This window comes from uncultured Agrococcus sp. (assembly GCF_945915485.1).
Classification (GTDB): domain Bacteria; phylum Actinomycetota; class Actinomycetes; order Actinomycetales; family Microbacteriaceae; genus Agrococcus.
Window position 1 is genome coordinate 1 of sequence record NZ_CAMEFJ010000060.1, and the last position, 15934, is coordinate 15934.

The following is a 15934-nucleotide window of genomic DNA, read 5'->3' on the forward strand; positions in this document are numbered from 1 at the left end:
ATCGGGTTCCGCCAGGGCGGATGACTCGAACCCGCCGTCAGTCGAGCGCCCCGACCCCGAATCGCAAACCACCGAGACCGCAGACGCCGGTTTCGCACAGAAGGGAACCAAGTGATGACGACTTCAACCGACTCCGCGGTGCGACCCAACGTCGCCCGCGACACGTGGAACGTTCTGATCCGGGAGCTGCGGCCGGTAGTGCGCGACCCGTTCTCGCTCATCTTCAGCCTGCTCCAGCCGCTGGTCTTCCTGGGGCTGTTCGGACCGTTGCTGATCGGGATGTCCGATGCACCCGTAGGGGAGACGCTGCAGTGGTTCGTCCCCGGCGTTCTGGTCATGATCGTGCTGTTCGGCACCGGCGCCGTCGGGTCGAACCTGCAGTACGAAATGATGACGGGTTCGCACGAACGCACGCTCGTGGCACCGCTGTCGCGGTCATCCCTGCTGGTGGGCAGGGCGCTCAAGGAGATCGCGCCGATCGTCGTGCAGGCGATCGTGATCGTGCTCGTGGCCTGGCCGTTCGGGTTCACGGTCAATCCGATCGGAGTCGTGGCCGGGATCGCGCTCATCGCAGTGTTCGGCGTCGGGCTCGGCGCGCTGTCGTATGCGCTGGCACTCGGCACGAAAGAGCACGAGTGGCTCTTCTGGGGCGTGCAGCAGATGCTGATCTTCCCGCTCCTGATCCTCTCGGGGATGCTGATCCCGCTCGAGGAGGGCCCCGCCTGGATGCGCGTGATCGCGACCGTCAACCCGGTCAACTGGGTCGTGCAGGGTGAACGCGCGCTGCTCGCCGGCGACTTCACCGACCTCACCGTGCTGTGGGGTGCGCTCGCGGCACTCGCCGTCGCCGCAGTCGGGCTCGCGGTCGGCATCCGCGCCATGCAGCGCAGTCGCTAATCCCGACGTGAGATCAAAAAGTCGGTCTAAGAGGTCGCGCCAATAGGCAGCGTTGACTGCGGTGTGCGGTGTGGCTCTCGGGCTGCGTTGTCGTCGTCGAACGCAGCTCCACTGCGCCCTTCCTCCTCCGCCTTGCCCGAGAACCACACCGCGCATCCTCGCTACAACGCCCTATTGGCTTAACCTCTATACGAGCAGCCACGCGTCTCTACGGTGTGTCTACGCTGATGGCTCGCCGCATAGACCGACTTTTTGGCCCCTCGGCTTTGTCGGAGGGTCGGGATGGCCGGTGCCGGGATGCCCGGCTCAGTGGCCGGGGAAGGCCTCCAGGCCGTTCTGCACCGTGCGCTCTGCGGCTTCGGCGCCTTCCCACTCGCCGATCTTGGCCCACTTGCCGGGCTCGAGGTCCTTGTAGTGCAGGAAGAAGTGCTCGATCTCGTTCTTGACCTGCTCAGGGACATCGGCGAGGTCCTGGATGTGCTCCCACCGCGGGTCTTTGGCGGGCACGCAGATGACCTTCGTGTCGATGCCGCCGTCGTCCTCCATGTTGAGCTGTGCGACGGGGCGAACCTTCACGCCGACACCGGGGAACAACGGATACTCGAGCAGCACGAGCGCGTCGACCGGATCGTCGTCTTCTCCCAGGGTGTTTTCGAAGAAGCCGTAGTCGGTCGGGTAGGCGAAGCTCGTGAACAGTACGCGATCGAGGAAGACCCGTCCGGTCTCGTGATCGACCTCGTATTTGTTGCGGCTTCCCTTCGGGATTTCGATGACGACGTCGTATGCGCCCATGTGGCACTCCTTAGAATCTCGGACAGCGTTCGGTGTCTTGAGTGAAATCGTCATAAGGTTACTTCATGCCCGAAAATTCACGGCGACCTCGCCTGACACCCGCAATGGCCGACATCCGTCGCGCTGTCCGGGAGTCCCTGCAGGATCTCGTCGAGGGCGACCTCGTACTCGTAGCGCTCTCCGGCGGCCCCGATTCGCTTGCGCTTGCGGCGGGCACCGCGTTCGAAGCACCCCGCGCCGGACTGCGCGCCGGAGCCATCATCATCGATCACGGCCTGCAGGAGGGCTCCGACGGCATCGCCGAACGCGCTGCTGAGCAGGCGAAGGCGCTCGGTCTCGACCCCGTCATCGTTCGCCGCGTGACGGTCGGTGACACGGGAGGCCCGGAAGCGGCCGCGAGGCAGGCCCGCTACGCGGAGCTCATGCGAGTTCGCAAGGAGACCGGCGCGTCCGCGATCCTCCTGGGGCACACACTCGACGACCAAGCAGAGACCGTGCTGCTCGGGCTCGCACGCGGCTCGGGCGCGGAGAGCCTATGGGGCATGCACCCGATCATCGGCCCCATGCGTCGACCGCTGCTGCAGATCCGGCGCGACTCGACGCACTCCGCGTGCGAGGATCAGGGTCTTGAGCCCTGGTGCGATCCGCACAACATGGACGAGCGTTACACGCGAGTGCGCATCCGTCAGCGTGTGCTGCCCGTCCTGGACGAAGAGCTCGGGGGCGGCGTCGCCCTTGCACTCACCCGCACCGCCGACCAGCTCCGCGAGGACGCCGAGGCGCTCGCGCACTTCGCCCAGGAGCAGATCGGCGATCTTGTCGAACACGCCGAAGCCGGCCTCTCGCTGGAAGCCGAGGCGCTGCGAGCGAACCCGCCTGCACTCCGGCAGCGCATCATCCGACTCGCGGTCCAGAGCGAGTTCCACGTCTCGCTGACGCGCCAGCAAACGCTCGAGGTTTCGCGTCTCGTCACCGACTGGCACGGGCAGGGCCCGCTCGATCTACCCGGTCTCAAAGTGCATCGAGAGGGAAGGCGCATATACTTCACGGCAGCGTAGAGGGGAGACGCAAGTGCAAGACCGCATTCGCACGGCGATCGTTCTTGGCTCAGTCGCGCTCCTGGCGCTGTCCGGATGCGCCGGCAACGGCAACGACAGCGACTCCGACGCCAGCGACACTCCCACGATCACGGCCCCGCCGCCGACACCGATAGAGCCCGAGCCCGAGCAGCCCGAGTTCCCCGAGTTCGACGATGTCGACACGTCCGACTGGCGACTCGCGGAGGCGCAGGATGGCCGAGGCAGCCTGCGAGTGCCTCCCAACTGGGGGTGGTCGTGGTACTACGAGACTGGAGAGGGCGTTCCGGACGGCCAGTACGCCGACACCGTCACATTGAACTCGAATTCGCGCGACATGATCGCGCTGCAGGATCTCGTGAGCCCTCCAGAACAGTGCGAAGGCGATGGCGAGGCCGTTCTGCTCGACCTCGCTGAGCTCCCGGCAAATAGCGCGTATTCGTTGATCGCCATCGCGGTTCCCGACGGCGACACGGTGCAGTTCGCTGCCGGCATCGTCGAGACGGAGCGTGTCGACGCGCTCTCCTGCGGCGTTTCGTTCTTCATAACCGACCAGGACCTCCCCTATCGCGTCAGCACGGCTGCGACGTTGCCGGACGCAGATCTCGAAGACGACTGGGAGTTCGGCTCCGAGGATGCGGCGCGCGAGTACCTCGAGACCGACGAGTACCTCGACGTGCGTGCTTCGCTGCTGTCGTTCACGCCGCCTTCATAGTCACGGGCGCGCGGATCGGCGACCGGTATCCATCGATCGGTTGAGATGAAGTCCCATCCGCTTGGCGATGACCGAGAAGGGTGCCTCTTGGTGAGCTTGAGGCATGAAGGATTTCTCTGTTCTCCGCACGATCTCCGAGCGGCTCGTCTCCCGTCGCGGCGCCTGGATCGCGCTCGGCATCGCCCTTGTCCTCTTCGTCGCCCTCTTCGGACTGCTGCGCCAGGCGGATGCTCCGGGCAATGGCCCCGCCGCACCGGATGACTCCGAATCGACACAGGCGGCAGAACTGCTGCAGGAGTTCCCCGACGCCGATGAGCAATCGTTGCTCGTGGTCGCCACTCGCGATGACGGGGCCGCGATCACCGCAAGCGATGAGGAGGCGGTCGGATCGATGGCAGCCACGCTGGAGCAGGATGCTGAGGGCGAGTCCTCCGGCCCCATCCTGAGCGACGACGAACGGGCCGCAGTCATCGTCTTCGCGGTCGAGGCGGGAACCGACAACGTCGAGAACGCCGAGGTGCTCGGCGAGCTCAGGAGCACGGTCGCGAGCATTGCGCCGGCGGGGATGACCGTGCTGGTGACGGGAGGACCCGCATTCGGTGCCGACATCGCGGCAGCCTTCGACGGCGCGGACTTCACGTTGCTGATCGTCACGATCCTGATCGTCGCCGTCCTGCTCATCCTGACCTACCGTTCTCCCGTGCTGTGGCTGGTGCCGCTCGCGGTCGTCGGTGTTGCCGAGCAGGTCGCGAACAAGGCGACCGCTGCCCTCGGCGACAGTCTCGGCCTGTTCTTCGACGCCGGCATCATCAGCGTGCTCGTGTTCGGAGCGGGCACGAACTATGCGTTGCTGTTCATCTCCCGCTACCGCGAAGAGCTCCGCGTCCGGGATGATCACAGGGAGGCGCTCGCGACGGCGTGGCGGCGCACACTGCCGGCGATCGTCGCCTCGAACGTCACGGTCGTCGCTGCCCTGCTGACACTGGCCCTCGCGGTCATCCCCGGCACGCGGGGCCTCGGGATTTCCGCCGCTCTCGGGTTGCTCATCGCGCTCGCGGCGGTGGTCTTCGTGCTGCCTCCCGCGCTCGCAGTGTGCGGTCGGCGCGTGTTCTGGCCGTTCATTCCGCGGCCCGAAGCCCCGGTGCAGCGCCGCAGCGTGTGGCGCGCCGTCGCGACGCGCGTGAACCGCAAACCGATTGTCGCGCTGTCGGCCGGCATCGCCGTGCTCGCCATCATGGCGACCGGCCTGCTCGGAACATCGGTGGGTCTGACCCAGCTCGAGAAATTCCGGGTCCCTTCCGACTCCGCCGCGGGGCTCGAGGTGCTCTCGGAGCACTTCGATGCTGGCGAAGCGCAGCCCATCACGATCGTCGCGAACAGCGATGCCACGGACGCCGTGCTCGAGTCGATCGACGGCGTGGACGGTATCGTGCGTGCGCATCCCGCCGGCACGTCGAAGGACGGCGACCTCGTCAGCATCATGGTCACAGGGTCGTTCGCACCCGGCACGCCCGAGGGCCTCGACCTCGTGCGTGAGCTGCGAGAACTCGTGCACGAGGTGCCGGAAGCGGATGCGCTCGTCGGGGGTGCGATGGCGGCGGATGTGGATGCGCGAGACGGCAACGAACGCGACCTTCTTCTTATCGCGCCGCTCGTACTCGCGGTCAGCTTCATCGTGCTCCTGATACTGCTCCGTTCGCTCGTCGCTCCCGTGCTGCTCCTGCTGGTGAATCTGGCCAGCAGCGTTGCCGCCATCGGGGCGGGTGCGTGGCTGAGCGGCCTCGTGCTCGGTCAGACGGCGCTCGACCTGCAGGTGCCGCTGCTCGCGTTCCTCTTCCTGGTCGCGCTCGGCATCGATTACACGATCTTCCTCGTGCACAGGGCCAGAACCGAGACAGGCGCGCTCGGCACCCGGATGGGCATGGTCGAGTCGGTGACGAACACGGGCGCCGTCATCACCAGCGCCGGGATCGTGCTGGCAGGTGTGTTCGCGGCGCTCGGTGTGCTGCCGCTCGTGACGCTGGGGCAGCTCGGACTCATTGTGGGCGTCGGCGTCATCGTCGACACGCTGCTCGTTCGAACCGTTATCGTGCCGGCGCTGTTCGGGCTGATCGGCGACCGAATCTGGTGGCCGGGAAATCCCGAAAAGTCACGCAACGGGAAGCAAGCGAGACAATTGGTGCATGAAGACCGTGCACGCTGATCGAACGGGGGCTGCCCCGAGCGTCCCGAGCGACGCAAGGGGAGCAACCCGCGGCATGAAGCTCGGGCAACACGTCATCGCGGCCGTTCTCGTGATCGCGGGAGTGGCCAGAGCGCTCGGTGAAGGAACCGGCGTCCCCGTCGCAATCGGTGCCGGAGCAGCGCTCGGGGTGGGCTACGCCCTGGGAGTGCCGCTCTCGGCCGGACGCTTCGGTCGACTTCGATCGCGGTGGTGGCTGCTCGCACTCACGCTGGTGTGGGCGGGCGCCCTGCTTATCTCCTCCGAGTTCATCTGGTTCGGATTCCTGCTCTGGTTGCTGGCCGGCCGTTTGCTGCCCGGCTGGTGGGCCATCGCCTACGCCGTAGCCGTGTACTGCATGGCGATCGCGGCACCCGTGCTGCACCACGGTGTCGCGAGCTGGGCGAACGTGTTCGGCCCATTGATCGGCGGCGTCTTCGCCTTCGGGATCGCTCGCGGCTATCTCCGTCTGCTGCGCGATGCAGCCGAGCGCGAGCGGCTCCTGGCGTCGCTGTCGCAGGCGCAGCAGGAGACCGCGGACCTGCAGGACGAACTCGCTCTGACACAGCGCCATGCCGGCCGAGTCGACGAACGCACGCGGCTCGCGCGCGACATCCACGACACGGTTGCGCAGAACCTCTCGTCCATTCGGCTGCTCGCCCACGCGAAACACGACGGCCCCGCAGAATCGGAGACGACCCGCGCGTTCGAGCAGATCGAAGCACTCGCGGGCGACGGCATAACCGACATCCGTCGCATCATCGCGGCACTCACGCCGAGCGACCTCGACGACAATGCGCTCGCGGCCGCGCTTGCGCGGATGCTCGACCGGCTCGGCGAGCAGACCGACGTGCGCCCGGAGCTGCACGTCGACAAGACGCTCCCCGAGCTGTCGACCGGCACGGAGGTCGCGCTGATGCGGACGGCGCAGTCGGCGCTCGCCAACGTACGACTGCACTCGCGGGCATCCCGCGTCGACGTCAGCCTCATCGACGACCACGATCACGTGCGGCTCGACGTCAGGGACGATGGGATCGGCTTCGACGCGAGCGGATGGGAGCAAGCGTCGGCATCGTCCGACGGTGGCTACGGCCTGCTCTTCATGCGGTCGCGGCTGCGCGATCTCGGCGGCGGACTCGATATCGAGAGCAGGCCTGGCGACGGGACGGCGCTCTCTGCATACCTGCCGTTGCAGCCGGAGACGCAAGGAGCACTGACATGACCGTTTCCGTACTCATCGTCGACGACCACCCGGTCGTGCGGACGGGACTGCGCGCGGTCATCGACGCGAATGCGCGCACGGACGTCGTGGGGGAGGCCGCCACGGGAGAAGAGGCGGTCACGCTTGCCGAGCATCTGCGGCCGGATGTCGTGCTGTGCGATCTGCGGCTCGGCGAAGGCATGGACGGCATCGCGACCACCCGTGCCTTGCGGGCGCTCGAGGCGGCGCCCGCCGTGCTCATCCTCACGACGTTCGACCGGGACGCAGAAGTTATGGGCGCGCTCGAAGCCGGAGCGGGAGGCTACCTGCTGAAGGATGTTGCTCCCGAGGCGATCGTCGACGCGCTCGTCACGGTTGCCGCGGGAGGCACGTATCTGCCGCAGGAACTCGCGAGCCGCGTGATCACGGGCATCCGCAAACCCCTGCCGCGGCTGACGGAACGCGAGACCGATGTTCTGCGGCTGCTCGCAACCGGGATATCGAATCGGGAGATGGCAGGAAGGCTGTTCGTGAGCGAGGCGACGGTCAAGAGTCATCTCGTGCACATCTTCGCCAAACTCGGTGCGGACAACCGGGCGCACGCTGTTCACGTGGCGAGAGAGTCCGGCCTGCTCTGATTCGTGGAGTGAAAATCGGCTCACCGCCGCTTCGGTTTCGTGTGTTTTCCCGCTCAGGCGCTGTTACTAGTCCCTGCCCGGTAGGACTCCAGCACTTGCAATACAGTATCACTATTAGTACTATTCAAGCATGGCCGAGGTCGGCAAGCTGGAAGCGCAGATGCGGAACTCGCTCCAGGGGGCGAAGTTCGCAGATCTGGCCAAGGTGTGCGATCACTATTTCGGGGAGCCGCGCCAGCAGGGCACCTCACACCGTGTGTATCGGATGCCGTGGCAGGGCGACCCGCGCGTGAATATCCAGAACGTAAAAGGTGAAGCGAAGCCCTACCAGGTGCGCCAGGTGCTGGCGGCAATCGACAAACTGAGAGGAGCGGGCCATGACTGAATACGTAGACCACTACGCCTACCGGGTGCGATGGTCGGCCGAGGATGCAGCCTACGTCGGCACCGTGGCGGAACTCCCATCGCTCTCATGGATAGCCGACGATCGAGGAGCGGCTTTCGAGGGCATTCAAGCCCTTGTCGCCGACGTATTGGCCGACATGCACGATAGTGGCGAAACGCCACCCGAAGCGCTCAGCGACCGCAACTACTCCGGCAAGTTCGTCGTGCGCGTACCTCCGGAAGTGCACCGCCAGCTCGCGCTCGCAGCGGCCGAACAGAACGTGTCATTGAACCGCCTGGCGGCCAGCCGACTCGTCGGTCACTGACGCAGACGTGAACACCCACACCGAACTGATCAGTTGGAGATCGGCAGAGCGCAGCTTCGTTTCGGTGTGAGTTCCCATTGGTTGGGATTTCAAATGCTGACGTAATAGCGTTGCACTACCGACAACCCCAGCCAGGAGCACCGCATGGACCTCGCCGACATCCGCGACGACCTCAAAGAAGAGCTGTTGACAGAAGCCCAATTGCACGAGCGACTCGAGGAGATAGCGCGCGAGATCGAGCGAGACTACGACGGCCGCGAGATCCTGCTCGTCGGCGTACTCCGGGGCGCCGTCATGGTGATGGCGGACCTCGCTCGCACGCTCAAGAAGCACGTGGAGATGGACTGGATGGCTGTCTCCTCCTACGGGTCGGGCACGGTCTCGAGCGGCGTGGTGCGCATCCTGAAGGATCTCGACACCGACCTCACCGGCCGGCACGTGCTGATCGTCGAAGACATCATCGACTCCGGGCTGACGCTCTCGTGGCTGCGGCAGAACCTGGTCTCGCGCGGTGCCGCATCCGTGGAGATCTGCACAATGCTGCGTAAGCCGGACGCCCTGAAGGTCGAAGTCGACGTCAAGTACTGCGGCTTCGACATCCCCAACGAGTTCGTCATCGGCTACGGTCTCGACTACGCCGAGAAGTACCGCAACCTGCGCGGTGTTGGCATCCTCGCGCCGCACGTGTACCAGTAGCGGTACGCGCATTGGCAACGGTCGCTTTCAGCCCACTCCCGTGCGTAGGGTGCGAAAAACTTCGAAACGTGACGGTCACGTTTCGAAGTTTTTCGCACCCCGGAGAGGCTGGGGATCGGCGAGCGGCTACATGCCGCCTCGCGCCGTGAGCGAACGTACGCGCGCGGCGTAGCCCCGGGCGGTAGATTGGGTAGTCGCCGAGACCGAAGGTGTCCATGAAGTTCAAGAAAATTCTGCGCGGTCCACTTCCGTGGATCATTATTCCGGTCGTGCTGATCGGAACCGCAATGCTGTTCCTGTTCCAGCCGCAGTATCAGGCCGTCCCCACGAACGTCGGCATGCAGTTCATACAAGACGGCAACGTCGAGGAAGCGCTCATCGTCGACAACGAGCAGCGTGTCGATCTCGTGCTGAACAGCGCCGATGACGAGTACGGCGAGCGGGTGCAGTTCTACTACGTCGAGCAGCGCGGTGACGCCGTCGTCGAGGGCATCAACCAGGCGAATCCCTCCGAGGGCTTCACGGATGAAGTGCCGCAGGGCAACTGGTTCCTGTCGATGCTGGGCATCCTCATCCCGATCACGTTGCTTGCGCTACTGTTCTACTTCTTCATGACGCGGATGGCCGGTGGCGGCCGCGGCGCGATGCAGTTCGGCAAGTCCAAGGCTCAGATGCTGTCGAAGGACATGCCGCAGGTGAAGTTCGCCGACGTCGCCGGTGCCGACGAAGCCGTCGAAGAGCTGCACGAGATCAAGGAGTTCCTGCAGGACCCGGAGAAGTTCCAGGCCGTCGGCGCGCGCATCCCCAAGGGCGTACTGCTGTACGGACCTCCCGGAACCGGTAAGACCCTCCTTGCTCGAGCGGTTGCCGGTGAGGCGGGTGTTCCCTTCTACTCGATCTCGGGCTCCGACTTCGTCGAGATGTTCGTCGGTGTCGGCGCGAGCCGCGTTCGCGACCTGTTCGAGCAGGCGAAGCAGAACTCCCCGGCGATCATCTTCGTCGACGAGATCGATGCGGTCGGTCGCCAGCGCGGTGCCGGTCTCGGCGGTGGCCACGATGAGCGCGAGCAGACGCTCAACCAGCTGCTCGTCGAGATGGACGGCTTCGACGTCAAGACGAACATCATCCTGATCGCCGCGACGAACCGACCCGACATCCTCGACCCGGCCCTCCTGCGCCCAGGGCGCTTCGACCGTCAGATCGGTGTTGACGCACCCGATATGGCGGGCCGCCGCACGATCCTCGGCGTGCACGCGAAGGGCAAACCGGTTGAAGAGGACGTCGACTTCGATGTCCTCGCACGCAAGACCCCGGGCTTCACCGGTGCCGACCTTGCGAACGTGCTGAACGAAGCCGCACTGCTCACGGCGCGCGCGAACGAGAAGATCATCTCGAACGAGATGCTCGACGAAGCGGTCGACCGCGTTATGGCCGGGCCGCAGCGACGCACGCGCATCATGAACGACAAAGAGCGTCTCATCACCGCGTATCACGAGGGCGGTCACGCCCTGGCAGCAGCGGCGATGAACCACTCCGACCCCGTGACGAAGGTCACCATCCTGCCCCGCGGACGCGCGCTCGGCTACACGATGGTCATGCCGGTGAACGACAAGTACTCCGTGACCCGCAACGAACTGCTCGACCAGCTCACCTACGCGATGGGAGGCAGAGTCGCCGAGGAGATCGTCTTCCACGACCCGACCTCCGGCGCGGGCAACGACATCGAGAAGGCGACCGGCATCGCGAGGAAGATGGTGACCGAGTACGGCATGTCCTCGACCATCGGATCCGTCAAGCTCGGCAACAACCAGAACGAGATGTTCGGCCGCGACATGAGCGGCGGGCGCGACTACTCGGAGACCGTGTCGCAGCAGGTCGACAAGGAGGTTCGCTCGATCATCGAGCAGGCCCACGACGAGGCCTGGCAGGTGCTCAACGACAACCGTGACATCCTCGATCACCTCGCGAGCGAACTGCTGGAGAAGGAGACGCTCGACCACCTCGCGCTCGCGGAGATCTTCAAGGAAGTCCGGAAGCTGCCGCGTCGCCCGCAGTGGCTTTCGAGCCCCGAACGGCCCGTCAGCGACAAGCCACCCGTCGAGCTGCCCGTGTCGCAGGACGTCGGCGAGGCAGTCGGCCCGGACAACGTCGCACCCGCCGATGACAGCCCGAATCAGTCGCAGGCCGAAGGCTAGATCATCGTGGCGATCGATCGCGACCGCGTGCAGCGAGCGGTTCTGGAACTGCTCGAGGCCATCGGCGACGACCCGGCCCGCGAGGGGCTGGGAGATACGCCACGGCGCGTTGCGGATGCGTACGCGGAGTTCTTCGCGGGCGTCGGCGTCGATGCGGGTGAGCATCTGATCGATCAGCTCGACGTGGGCGACGACACGGGCGAACTCGTGCTGCTGCGAGACATAGCCTTCCGCTCGATCTGCGAGCACCATCTGCTGCCGTTCACGGGTATAGCGCACGTCGCGTACATCCCCGACGAGAAGATCGTCGGGCTGGGCCGTTTGCCGGCCGTCGTCACCACGACGGCAGCGAGACCACAGATCCAAGAACGACTGACGGAGGAGATCGCCGACACATTCGAGGCCGGCCTGCGCCCGAAAGGCGTCCTCATCGTCATCGACGCGACCCACGGTTGCGTTGCCGCGCGAGGCAGCAGGCAGGAACGATCTTCGACGGTAACCATGGCGAGCCGGGGTGTGTTAACCGAACCTTTGCAACGAGCTGAGATCATGGCCCTGATCGGGGAGAGGAGCGGCCGATGATCGAGGTGTGGGGCATCTTGAACGTGACGCCCGACTCCTTCAGCGACGGCGGCCTGTTCACGGATGCCGGCGCGGCAATCGCCCACGCACGAAGAATGCGCGCCCAGGGGGCCGATGTGATCGACATCGGCGGAGAATCCACGAGGCCCGGCGCTACACCCATCACGCCGGCGGAAGAGCAGGAGCGCATCCTGCCGGTCATAGAAGAGCTCGTACGCGAAGGGATGCGCGTCTCCGTCGACACCGTGCACGCGGCTACTGCGCGGGCCGCGGTCGCAGCAGGAGCCGAGATCGTCAACGACGTCACGGGCGGTCGGCACGACCCTGACATGCTGGCGACCGTCGCTGCGACCGACGCGAAGATCGTGCTCATGCACTCTCGCGGCATCGACGTGCTCGCCGACACCGAGTACGACGATGTCGCAGCCGACGTGCGCCGCCATCTCGCAGCCCGCCGCGAAGCGGCTCTTGCAGCGGGCATCCCGCTTGAGCGCATGATCTTCGATCCCGGCTTCGGCTTCTCGAAGGGCGCTGATGACAACTGGCGCCTGCTCGCCGGCCTGGGGCAGATCACGGGGCTCGGCGCTCCCGTCCTGGTGGGAACGAGCCGGAAACGGTTCCTGGGCGACCTGCTGCCCGAGGGAGCCGACGCGTCCGAACGGGAGGCCGCGACCGCGGCGACATCGCTCCTTGCGGCCCAGCACGGCGCAGCGGCGGTGCGAGTGCACGACGTCACGTCGACGGTTGCCGCACTACGGGCACTCGAGCGGACGAATCGGGCGATCGACGAATCCGTCGGCCCCGCGCACTGGGTCACCCGACTGGACGAGACAGGTGGCAGCATCACACCGGCGCCTGCTGTGCGCGTCGACGGCATCCGGGCACGGGGTTTTCACGGCGTACTGCCCGAAGAACGAAGGGACGGGCAGGAGTTCGTCATCGACGTCGAACTGCGCGGAAAGTTCGCGAACGCCGCGTACACCGACGACCTCGGTCACACCGTGAACTACGCCGCCGTCGCCGAGAGCGTCGTCCGGGTCGTCGAGGGAGACCCCGTCGATCTGATTGAAACGCTCGCACGGCGCATCGGTGACGCCTGCCTCGAGTTCCCACTTGTCGAAAACGCCTCCGTCACGGTGCACAAACCGAGCGCACCCATCCCGGTGCCCTTCACCGACGTCACCGTTACGCTCGACGTCAGCCGCGGTGGAACAGCATGAGACAGAACGATCTGCACATCGTCGTCGAACGCGAAGCGGTGCTGTCGTTCGGCGCGAACCTCGGCGATCGCGAACAGGCGATCGGCCGCGCGATGCTGCTCATCGAGCGCATGGACGGCATCCGGGTGCGTGTGAAGAGCAGCCTGTGGGAGTCGCCGGCCTGGAAGCCGGACGGGGGCGAGGGCTCGCCCGACTACCTCAACTCGATCGTCATCGTCGGCACGACGCTGAGCCCCGATGAACTGCTGGCTGCCGCCAACGCGCTCGAAGACGCCTTCGGCAGAGTCCGGAACGAGCGCTACGGCGACCGGACGCTCGATGTCGACCTCATAACCTACGAGGGCGTCGCGATGGATACCGCGAAACTCACGCTGCCGCACCCGCTCGCCCACACACGCCAGTTCGTGCTGCAGCCCTGGCTCGAGGTGCAGCCGGATGCCGTGCTGCCGGGGCACGGGAGCGTGCGAGAGCTGGCCGACTACCTCGACGGTGACGCATGGAGGCTCGGCGAATGAAGCGTACGAGCCCAGGGTTCATCGTCGGCTCCTGGTTGATCGCCACGACGGTCGGTCTCGTCGCGAACTTCACACTGGTGGGGTCAGGGCAGCTCGCGTGGCTGCCGCCGTTCACGTTCGGCATCTCGCAGGCTGTGCTCGGCGCCGCGGTTCTGGCGATCGCCTGGCCCGTACGCTCGGCGGCACAGGGGAAGCGCCGCATCGACTTCCGGTACGCGGTGTTCGTGCTCAGCATCGCGAAGGCCGGCATCATCGTCGGCTCGCTCGTCGGCGGCTACACGCTCGGCGCCTTCGTGTTCGTCCTGACCAGGCCCGTCACCCCCGGCGAGGTCGTCGTGCAATTGGCTCTCACCGCACTCGGAGGTGCTGCACTTATGGTCTGCAGTATCGTTGCGGAGGGCTGGTGCAAACTGCCACCGGATGAAGACGAACGGGCATCATTAGGGTTTCAATAGCCCGAAGGGGAAGGGACACCGTGGGAGAGCGAATCGAAGTCGACGGACCATGGGAGCGCGTCGAGAAGAAGTACCTCTACGTCGATCTCGTATCGTCACTCATCGGCGGGCTGATCCTTACGATTGCCGCCGGCGTCATCACGTACTTCGCGAGCAGCCAGAACTGGGTGATCATCGGCATCGTTGCCGGCATCACACTCGCCTGGATGGTGCTGCAGGCCGTGCTGAGCTTCTTCCGCACGCGCACAATCGGTTACCGCCTGCGTGACGACGACTTGCTCGTGCGCCGCGGAATGCTGTTCCGCCGCTTCGTCGCCGTGCCCTACGGGCGCATGCAGATCGTCGATATCGAGCAAGGACCGCTCGAGCGGATGTTCGGTCTCAAGAAACTGAAGTTCGTGACGGCGGCCGCGGCCTCCGCGGTCGTGCTGCCCGGGCTTTCCGACCAGCGAGCGGAAGAGCTGCGGGATGAGCTGGTCACGGTCGCAGAGTCGCGCAGGGCAGGTCTGTAGTGACCGACAACAACCAGCCCCACAGCCGGCCGGGGCACGCGAGTGCTCCGCAGGGCGGGCATCCCAGCGCGCCGGGGCAGCCGCCGCACTCCGATCGATGGCCGTCGGCTGCTCCGCAGCCGAACGCCGGCCACCGGGGTGAGCATCCCGGTCAGCCGCATCCGCAGCAGGGCTACTCCCAGCCCGGGCACCCGCAACAGGGTGCACCTCAGCAGTACCCGCAACAGGGCGGCGGTTTCCCGCAGCCCGGTCAGCCGTCGAATGAATCGCCGCGCGCCCAGCAGGTAGCCAAAGACCTCGCCGACGGCGACTGGCACCGCATGCATCCATTGACGCCCTTCCTGCGAGGTGGAATCGGCCTCATCGTCTTCGCGGGCATCATGCTGACCTGGGGGCGCGACCGCATCATCGGCCTGTTCATGCCCTCGGAGTACAACTACTACGACGGCGAGGGAGACCCGATCTCGTGGCTGCTCGACTCGGGGTACTTCTGGCTCGCGATAGTGGGTTTCATACTCGTCGTGCTGTTGTTCGTCGCCGGCTTCTACCTGTCGTGGCGGAAGCGTGAATTCAGAGTCACGGGCGATGTCGTCGAGCTGCGCGAAGGCATCCTCAGCCGCAGGCATCGCCGCGCCCCTCTGCAGCGTATTCAGGGCATCGAAGTGCAGAAGCCGTGGCTCGCCAGAATGCTCGGGTGCGCGAAGCTCGAGATCGAGCAGGCCGGGTCGGACAGCAAAGTCGAGCTCGCCTACATCGGCATCTCGGTCGCAACGGCGCTACGAGAGGAGATTCTCAATCAGGCCTCGGGGCGCGCCAGGCAGGCGGCCGGGAGCGGAGCTGACGCGAGTGGCAGCGCGCCGTCCGCGGATGCTCGACCCGGTCAGCAAGGTCGTGTCGGCGCGGTCGCACAGGAGTTCCTGCGCCCGGATGCTGAGCTCGAGCGATACGAGCACACGCTGTTCAAACTCAGCCCGGGTCGCCTCATCGGCTCGTCGGTGCTGTCGGTGTTGCCGTTCGCGTTCATCTTCCTCGCCGCTGCGATAACGACCGGAATCGTGCTCGGGGTGTTCTCGGACGAAGGGGCGCTTCTGGCTGTTGTGCTTCCGCTCCTGTCTTTCCTCCCTGCGCTGCTGGCCATGACGATCGCGGCGGTCAGCCGAGTCGTGTCTCTCATGCGATTCTCGGTCGCGAAAACGCAGGACGGCATCCGGCTCTCGCGCGGACTCGCGACGGTGACCACCCAGACCGTGCCTCCCGGCCGGGTCTTCTCGTTGAGTATCACGCAGCCGCTCATGTGGCGGCCCTTCGGCTGGTGGAAGGTCGCCTACGGGCGCGCGACGCAACAGGTTTCGAGCGGTAACGACAGCAACCAGACTGCACTGCGTACGACACTGTTGCCCGTCGGCAACAAGGCCGATCTCTTCCAGGTGCTCAGTCTCGTGCTGAGCGAGGAAGACTCCCGGTACATCATCGATCAGGGTCTGCTCGGCAAGGGCGAGCCCGGCGATG

General features: G+C 65.8%; 17 protein-coding genes. 16 read left to right on the top strand and 1 reads right to left on the bottom strand.

The window, feature by feature from the left end; all coding sequences use genetic code 11:
* Positions 1 to 114: 114 nt before the first annotated feature.
* Complete coding sequence (locus Q0O95_RS09910; protein ID WP_293697909.1) at positions 115 to 897, top strand: ABC transporter permease; 783 nt, start codon at positions 115 to 117, stop codon at positions 895 to 897.
* A 306-nt stretch (positions 898 to 1203) separates the two neighbouring features.
* On the opposite strand, the gene Q0O95_RS09915 is transcribed toward Q0O95_RS09910, so the two are convergent.
* Positions 1204 to 1689 (bottom strand): inorganic diphosphatase, encoded by a 486-nt coding sequence (locus tag Q0O95_RS09915; RefSeq protein ID WP_293697911.1) that lies wholly within the window; start codon positions 1687 to 1689, stop codon positions 1204 to 1206.
* A 65-nt stretch (positions 1690 to 1754) separates the two neighbouring features.
* On the opposite strand from Q0O95_RS09915, the gene tilS reads away from it, so the two are divergent.
* From tilS to Q0O95_RS09990, 15 genes are all read left to right on the top strand, one after another.
* A complete protein-coding gene (gene tilS / locus Q0O95_RS09920; protein WP_293697913.1) occupies positions 1755 to 2747 on the top strand; it encodes a tRNA lysidine(34) synthetase TilS in 993 nt (330 codons plus the stop codon).
* Between the two features lie 13 nt (positions 2748 to 2760).
* On the top strand, positions 2761 to 3480 hold the full coding sequence (locus Q0O95_RS09925) for a hypothetical protein (RefSeq protein ID WP_293697915.1): 720 nt from the start codon (positions 2761 to 2763) through the stop codon (positions 3478 to 3480).
* A 103-nt stretch (positions 3481 to 3583) separates the two neighbouring features.
* The gene (locus Q0O95_RS09930; protein ID WP_293697917.1) at positions 3584 to 5683 is read left to right on the top strand and encodes an MMPL family transporter; all 2100 of its coding nucleotides are present in this window, start codon (positions 3584 to 3586) and stop codon (positions 5681 to 5683) included.
* Positions 5664 to 6923 (top strand): sensor histidine kinase, encoded by a 1260-nt coding sequence (locus Q0O95_RS09935; RefSeq protein WP_293697919.1) that lies wholly within the window; start codon positions 5664 to 5666, stop codon positions 6921 to 6923. The genes Q0O95_RS09930 and Q0O95_RS09935 overlap by 20 nt, the downstream gene beginning before the upstream one ends.
* Positions 6920 to 7540, top strand: coding sequence for a response regulator transcription factor (locus tag Q0O95_RS09940; RefSeq protein WP_293697921.1), 621 nt, complete (start codon positions 6920 to 6922; stop codon positions 7538 to 7540). The genes Q0O95_RS09935 and Q0O95_RS09940 overlap by 4 nt, the downstream gene beginning before the upstream one ends.
* A 130-nt stretch (positions 7541 to 7670) precedes the next feature.
* Positions 7671 to 7925, top strand: coding sequence for a toxin HicA (locus tag Q0O95_RS09945; protein WP_293697923.1), 255 nt, complete (start codon positions 7671 to 7673; stop codon positions 7923 to 7925).
* Positions 7918 to 8250: a type II toxin-antitoxin system HicB family antitoxin gene (locus Q0O95_RS09950; RefSeq protein WP_293697925.1), complete on the top strand. Its 333-nt coding sequence runs from the start codon at positions 7918 to 7920 to the stop codon at positions 8248 to 8250. The genes Q0O95_RS09945 and Q0O95_RS09950 overlap by 8 nt, the downstream gene beginning before the upstream one ends.
* Positions 8251 to 8394: 144 nt before the next feature.
* The gene (gene hpt, locus Q0O95_RS09955; protein ID WP_293697927.1) at positions 8395 to 8946 is read left to right on the top strand and encodes a hypoxanthine phosphoribosyltransferase; all 552 of its coding nucleotides are present in this window, start codon (positions 8395 to 8397) and stop codon (positions 8944 to 8946) included.
* A gap of 215 nt (positions 8947 to 9161) precedes the next feature.
* Positions 9162 to 11141 (top strand): ATP-dependent zinc metalloprotease FtsH, encoded by a 1980-nt coding sequence (gene ftsH / locus Q0O95_RS09960; RefSeq protein ID WP_293697929.1) that lies wholly within the window; start codon positions 9162 to 9164, stop codon positions 11139 to 11141.
* A gap of 6 nt (positions 11142 to 11147) precedes the next feature.
* Complete coding sequence (folE, locus tag Q0O95_RS09965) at positions 11148 to 11723, top strand: GTP cyclohydrolase I FolE (protein ID WP_293697931.1); 576 nt, start codon at positions 11148 to 11150, stop codon at positions 11721 to 11723.
* On the top strand, positions 11720 to 12943 hold the full coding sequence (gene folP / locus Q0O95_RS09970) for a dihydropteroate synthase (RefSeq protein ID WP_293697933.1): 1224 nt from the start codon (positions 11720 to 11722) through the stop codon (positions 12941 to 12943). The genes folE and folP overlap by 4 nt, the downstream gene beginning before the upstream one ends.
* Positions 12940 to 13458: a 2-amino-4-hydroxy-6-hydroxymethyldihydropteridine diphosphokinase gene (gene folK / locus Q0O95_RS09975; RefSeq protein WP_293697935.1), complete on the top strand. Its 519-nt coding sequence runs from the start codon at positions 12940 to 12942 to the stop codon at positions 13456 to 13458. The genes folP and folK overlap by 4 nt, the downstream gene beginning before the upstream one ends.
* Positions 13455 to 13913 (top strand): DUF3180 domain-containing protein, encoded by a 459-nt coding sequence (locus Q0O95_RS09980; RefSeq protein ID WP_293697937.1) that lies wholly within the window; start codon positions 13455 to 13457, stop codon positions 13911 to 13913. Before folK ends, Q0O95_RS09980 begins: the two co-directional genes overlap by 4 nt.
* A gap of 20 nt (positions 13914 to 13933) precedes the next feature.
* Complete coding sequence (locus Q0O95_RS09985) at positions 13934 to 14425, top strand: PH domain-containing protein (protein ID WP_293697939.1); 492 nt, start codon at positions 13934 to 13936, stop codon at positions 14423 to 14425.
* Positions 14425 to 15934, top strand: a 1510-nt coding sequence (locus tag Q0O95_RS09990; RefSeq protein WP_293697941.1) for a PH domain-containing protein, incomplete at its 3' end; no start/stop codon positions are given. The genes Q0O95_RS09985 and Q0O95_RS09990, both read left to right, overlap by 1 nt.

Bases quoted from the DNA above. Each gene is read 5' to 3' on its own strand.
- Q0O95_RS09910 (WP_293697909.1), top strand. From the start codon at position 115: ATGACGACTTCAACCGACTCCGCGGTGCGACCCAACGTCGCCCGCGAC.
- Q0O95_RS09915 (WP_293697911.1), bottom strand. From the start codon at position 1,689: ATGGGCGCATACGACGTCGTCATCGAAATCCCGAAGGGAAGCCGCAAC.
- tilS (WP_293697913.1), top strand. From the start codon at position 1,755: ATGCCCGAAAATTCACGGCGACCTCGCCTGACACCCGCAATGGCCGAC.
- Q0O95_RS09930 (WP_293697917.1), top strand. From the start codon at position 3,584: ATGAAGGATTTCTCTGTTCTCCGCACGATCTCCGAGCGGCTCGTCTCC.
- Q0O95_RS09935 (WP_293697919.1), top strand. From the start codon at position 5,664: ATGAAGACCGTGCACGCTGATCGAACGGGGGCTGCCCCGAGCGTCCCG.
- Q0O95_RS09940 (WP_293697921.1), top strand. From the start codon at position 6,920: ATGACCGTTTCCGTACTCATCGTCGACGACCACCCGGTCGTGCGGACG.
- Q0O95_RS09945 (WP_293697923.1), top strand. From the start codon at position 7,671: ATGGCCGAGGTCGGCAAGCTGGAAGCGCAGATGCGGAACTCGCTCCAG.
- Q0O95_RS09950 (WP_293697925.1), top strand. From the start codon at position 7,918: ATGACTGAATACGTAGACCACTACGCCTACCGGGTGCGATGGTCGGCC.
- hpt (WP_293697927.1), top strand. From the start codon at position 8,395: ATGGACCTCGCCGACATCCGCGACGACCTCAAAGAAGAGCTGTTGACA.
- ftsH (WP_293697929.1), top strand. From the start codon at position 9,162: ATGAAGTTCAAGAAAATTCTGCGCGGTCCACTTCCGTGGATCATTATT.
- folP (WP_293697933.1), top strand. From the start codon at position 11,720: ATGATCGAGGTGTGGGGCATCTTGAACGTGACGCCCGACTCCTTCAGC.
- folK (WP_293697935.1), top strand. From the start codon at position 12,940: ATGAGACAGAACGATCTGCACATCGTCGTCGAACGCGAAGCGGTGCTG.
- Q0O95_RS09980 (WP_293697937.1), top strand. From the start codon at position 13,455: ATGAAGCGTACGAGCCCAGGGTTCATCGTCGGCTCCTGGTTGATCGCC.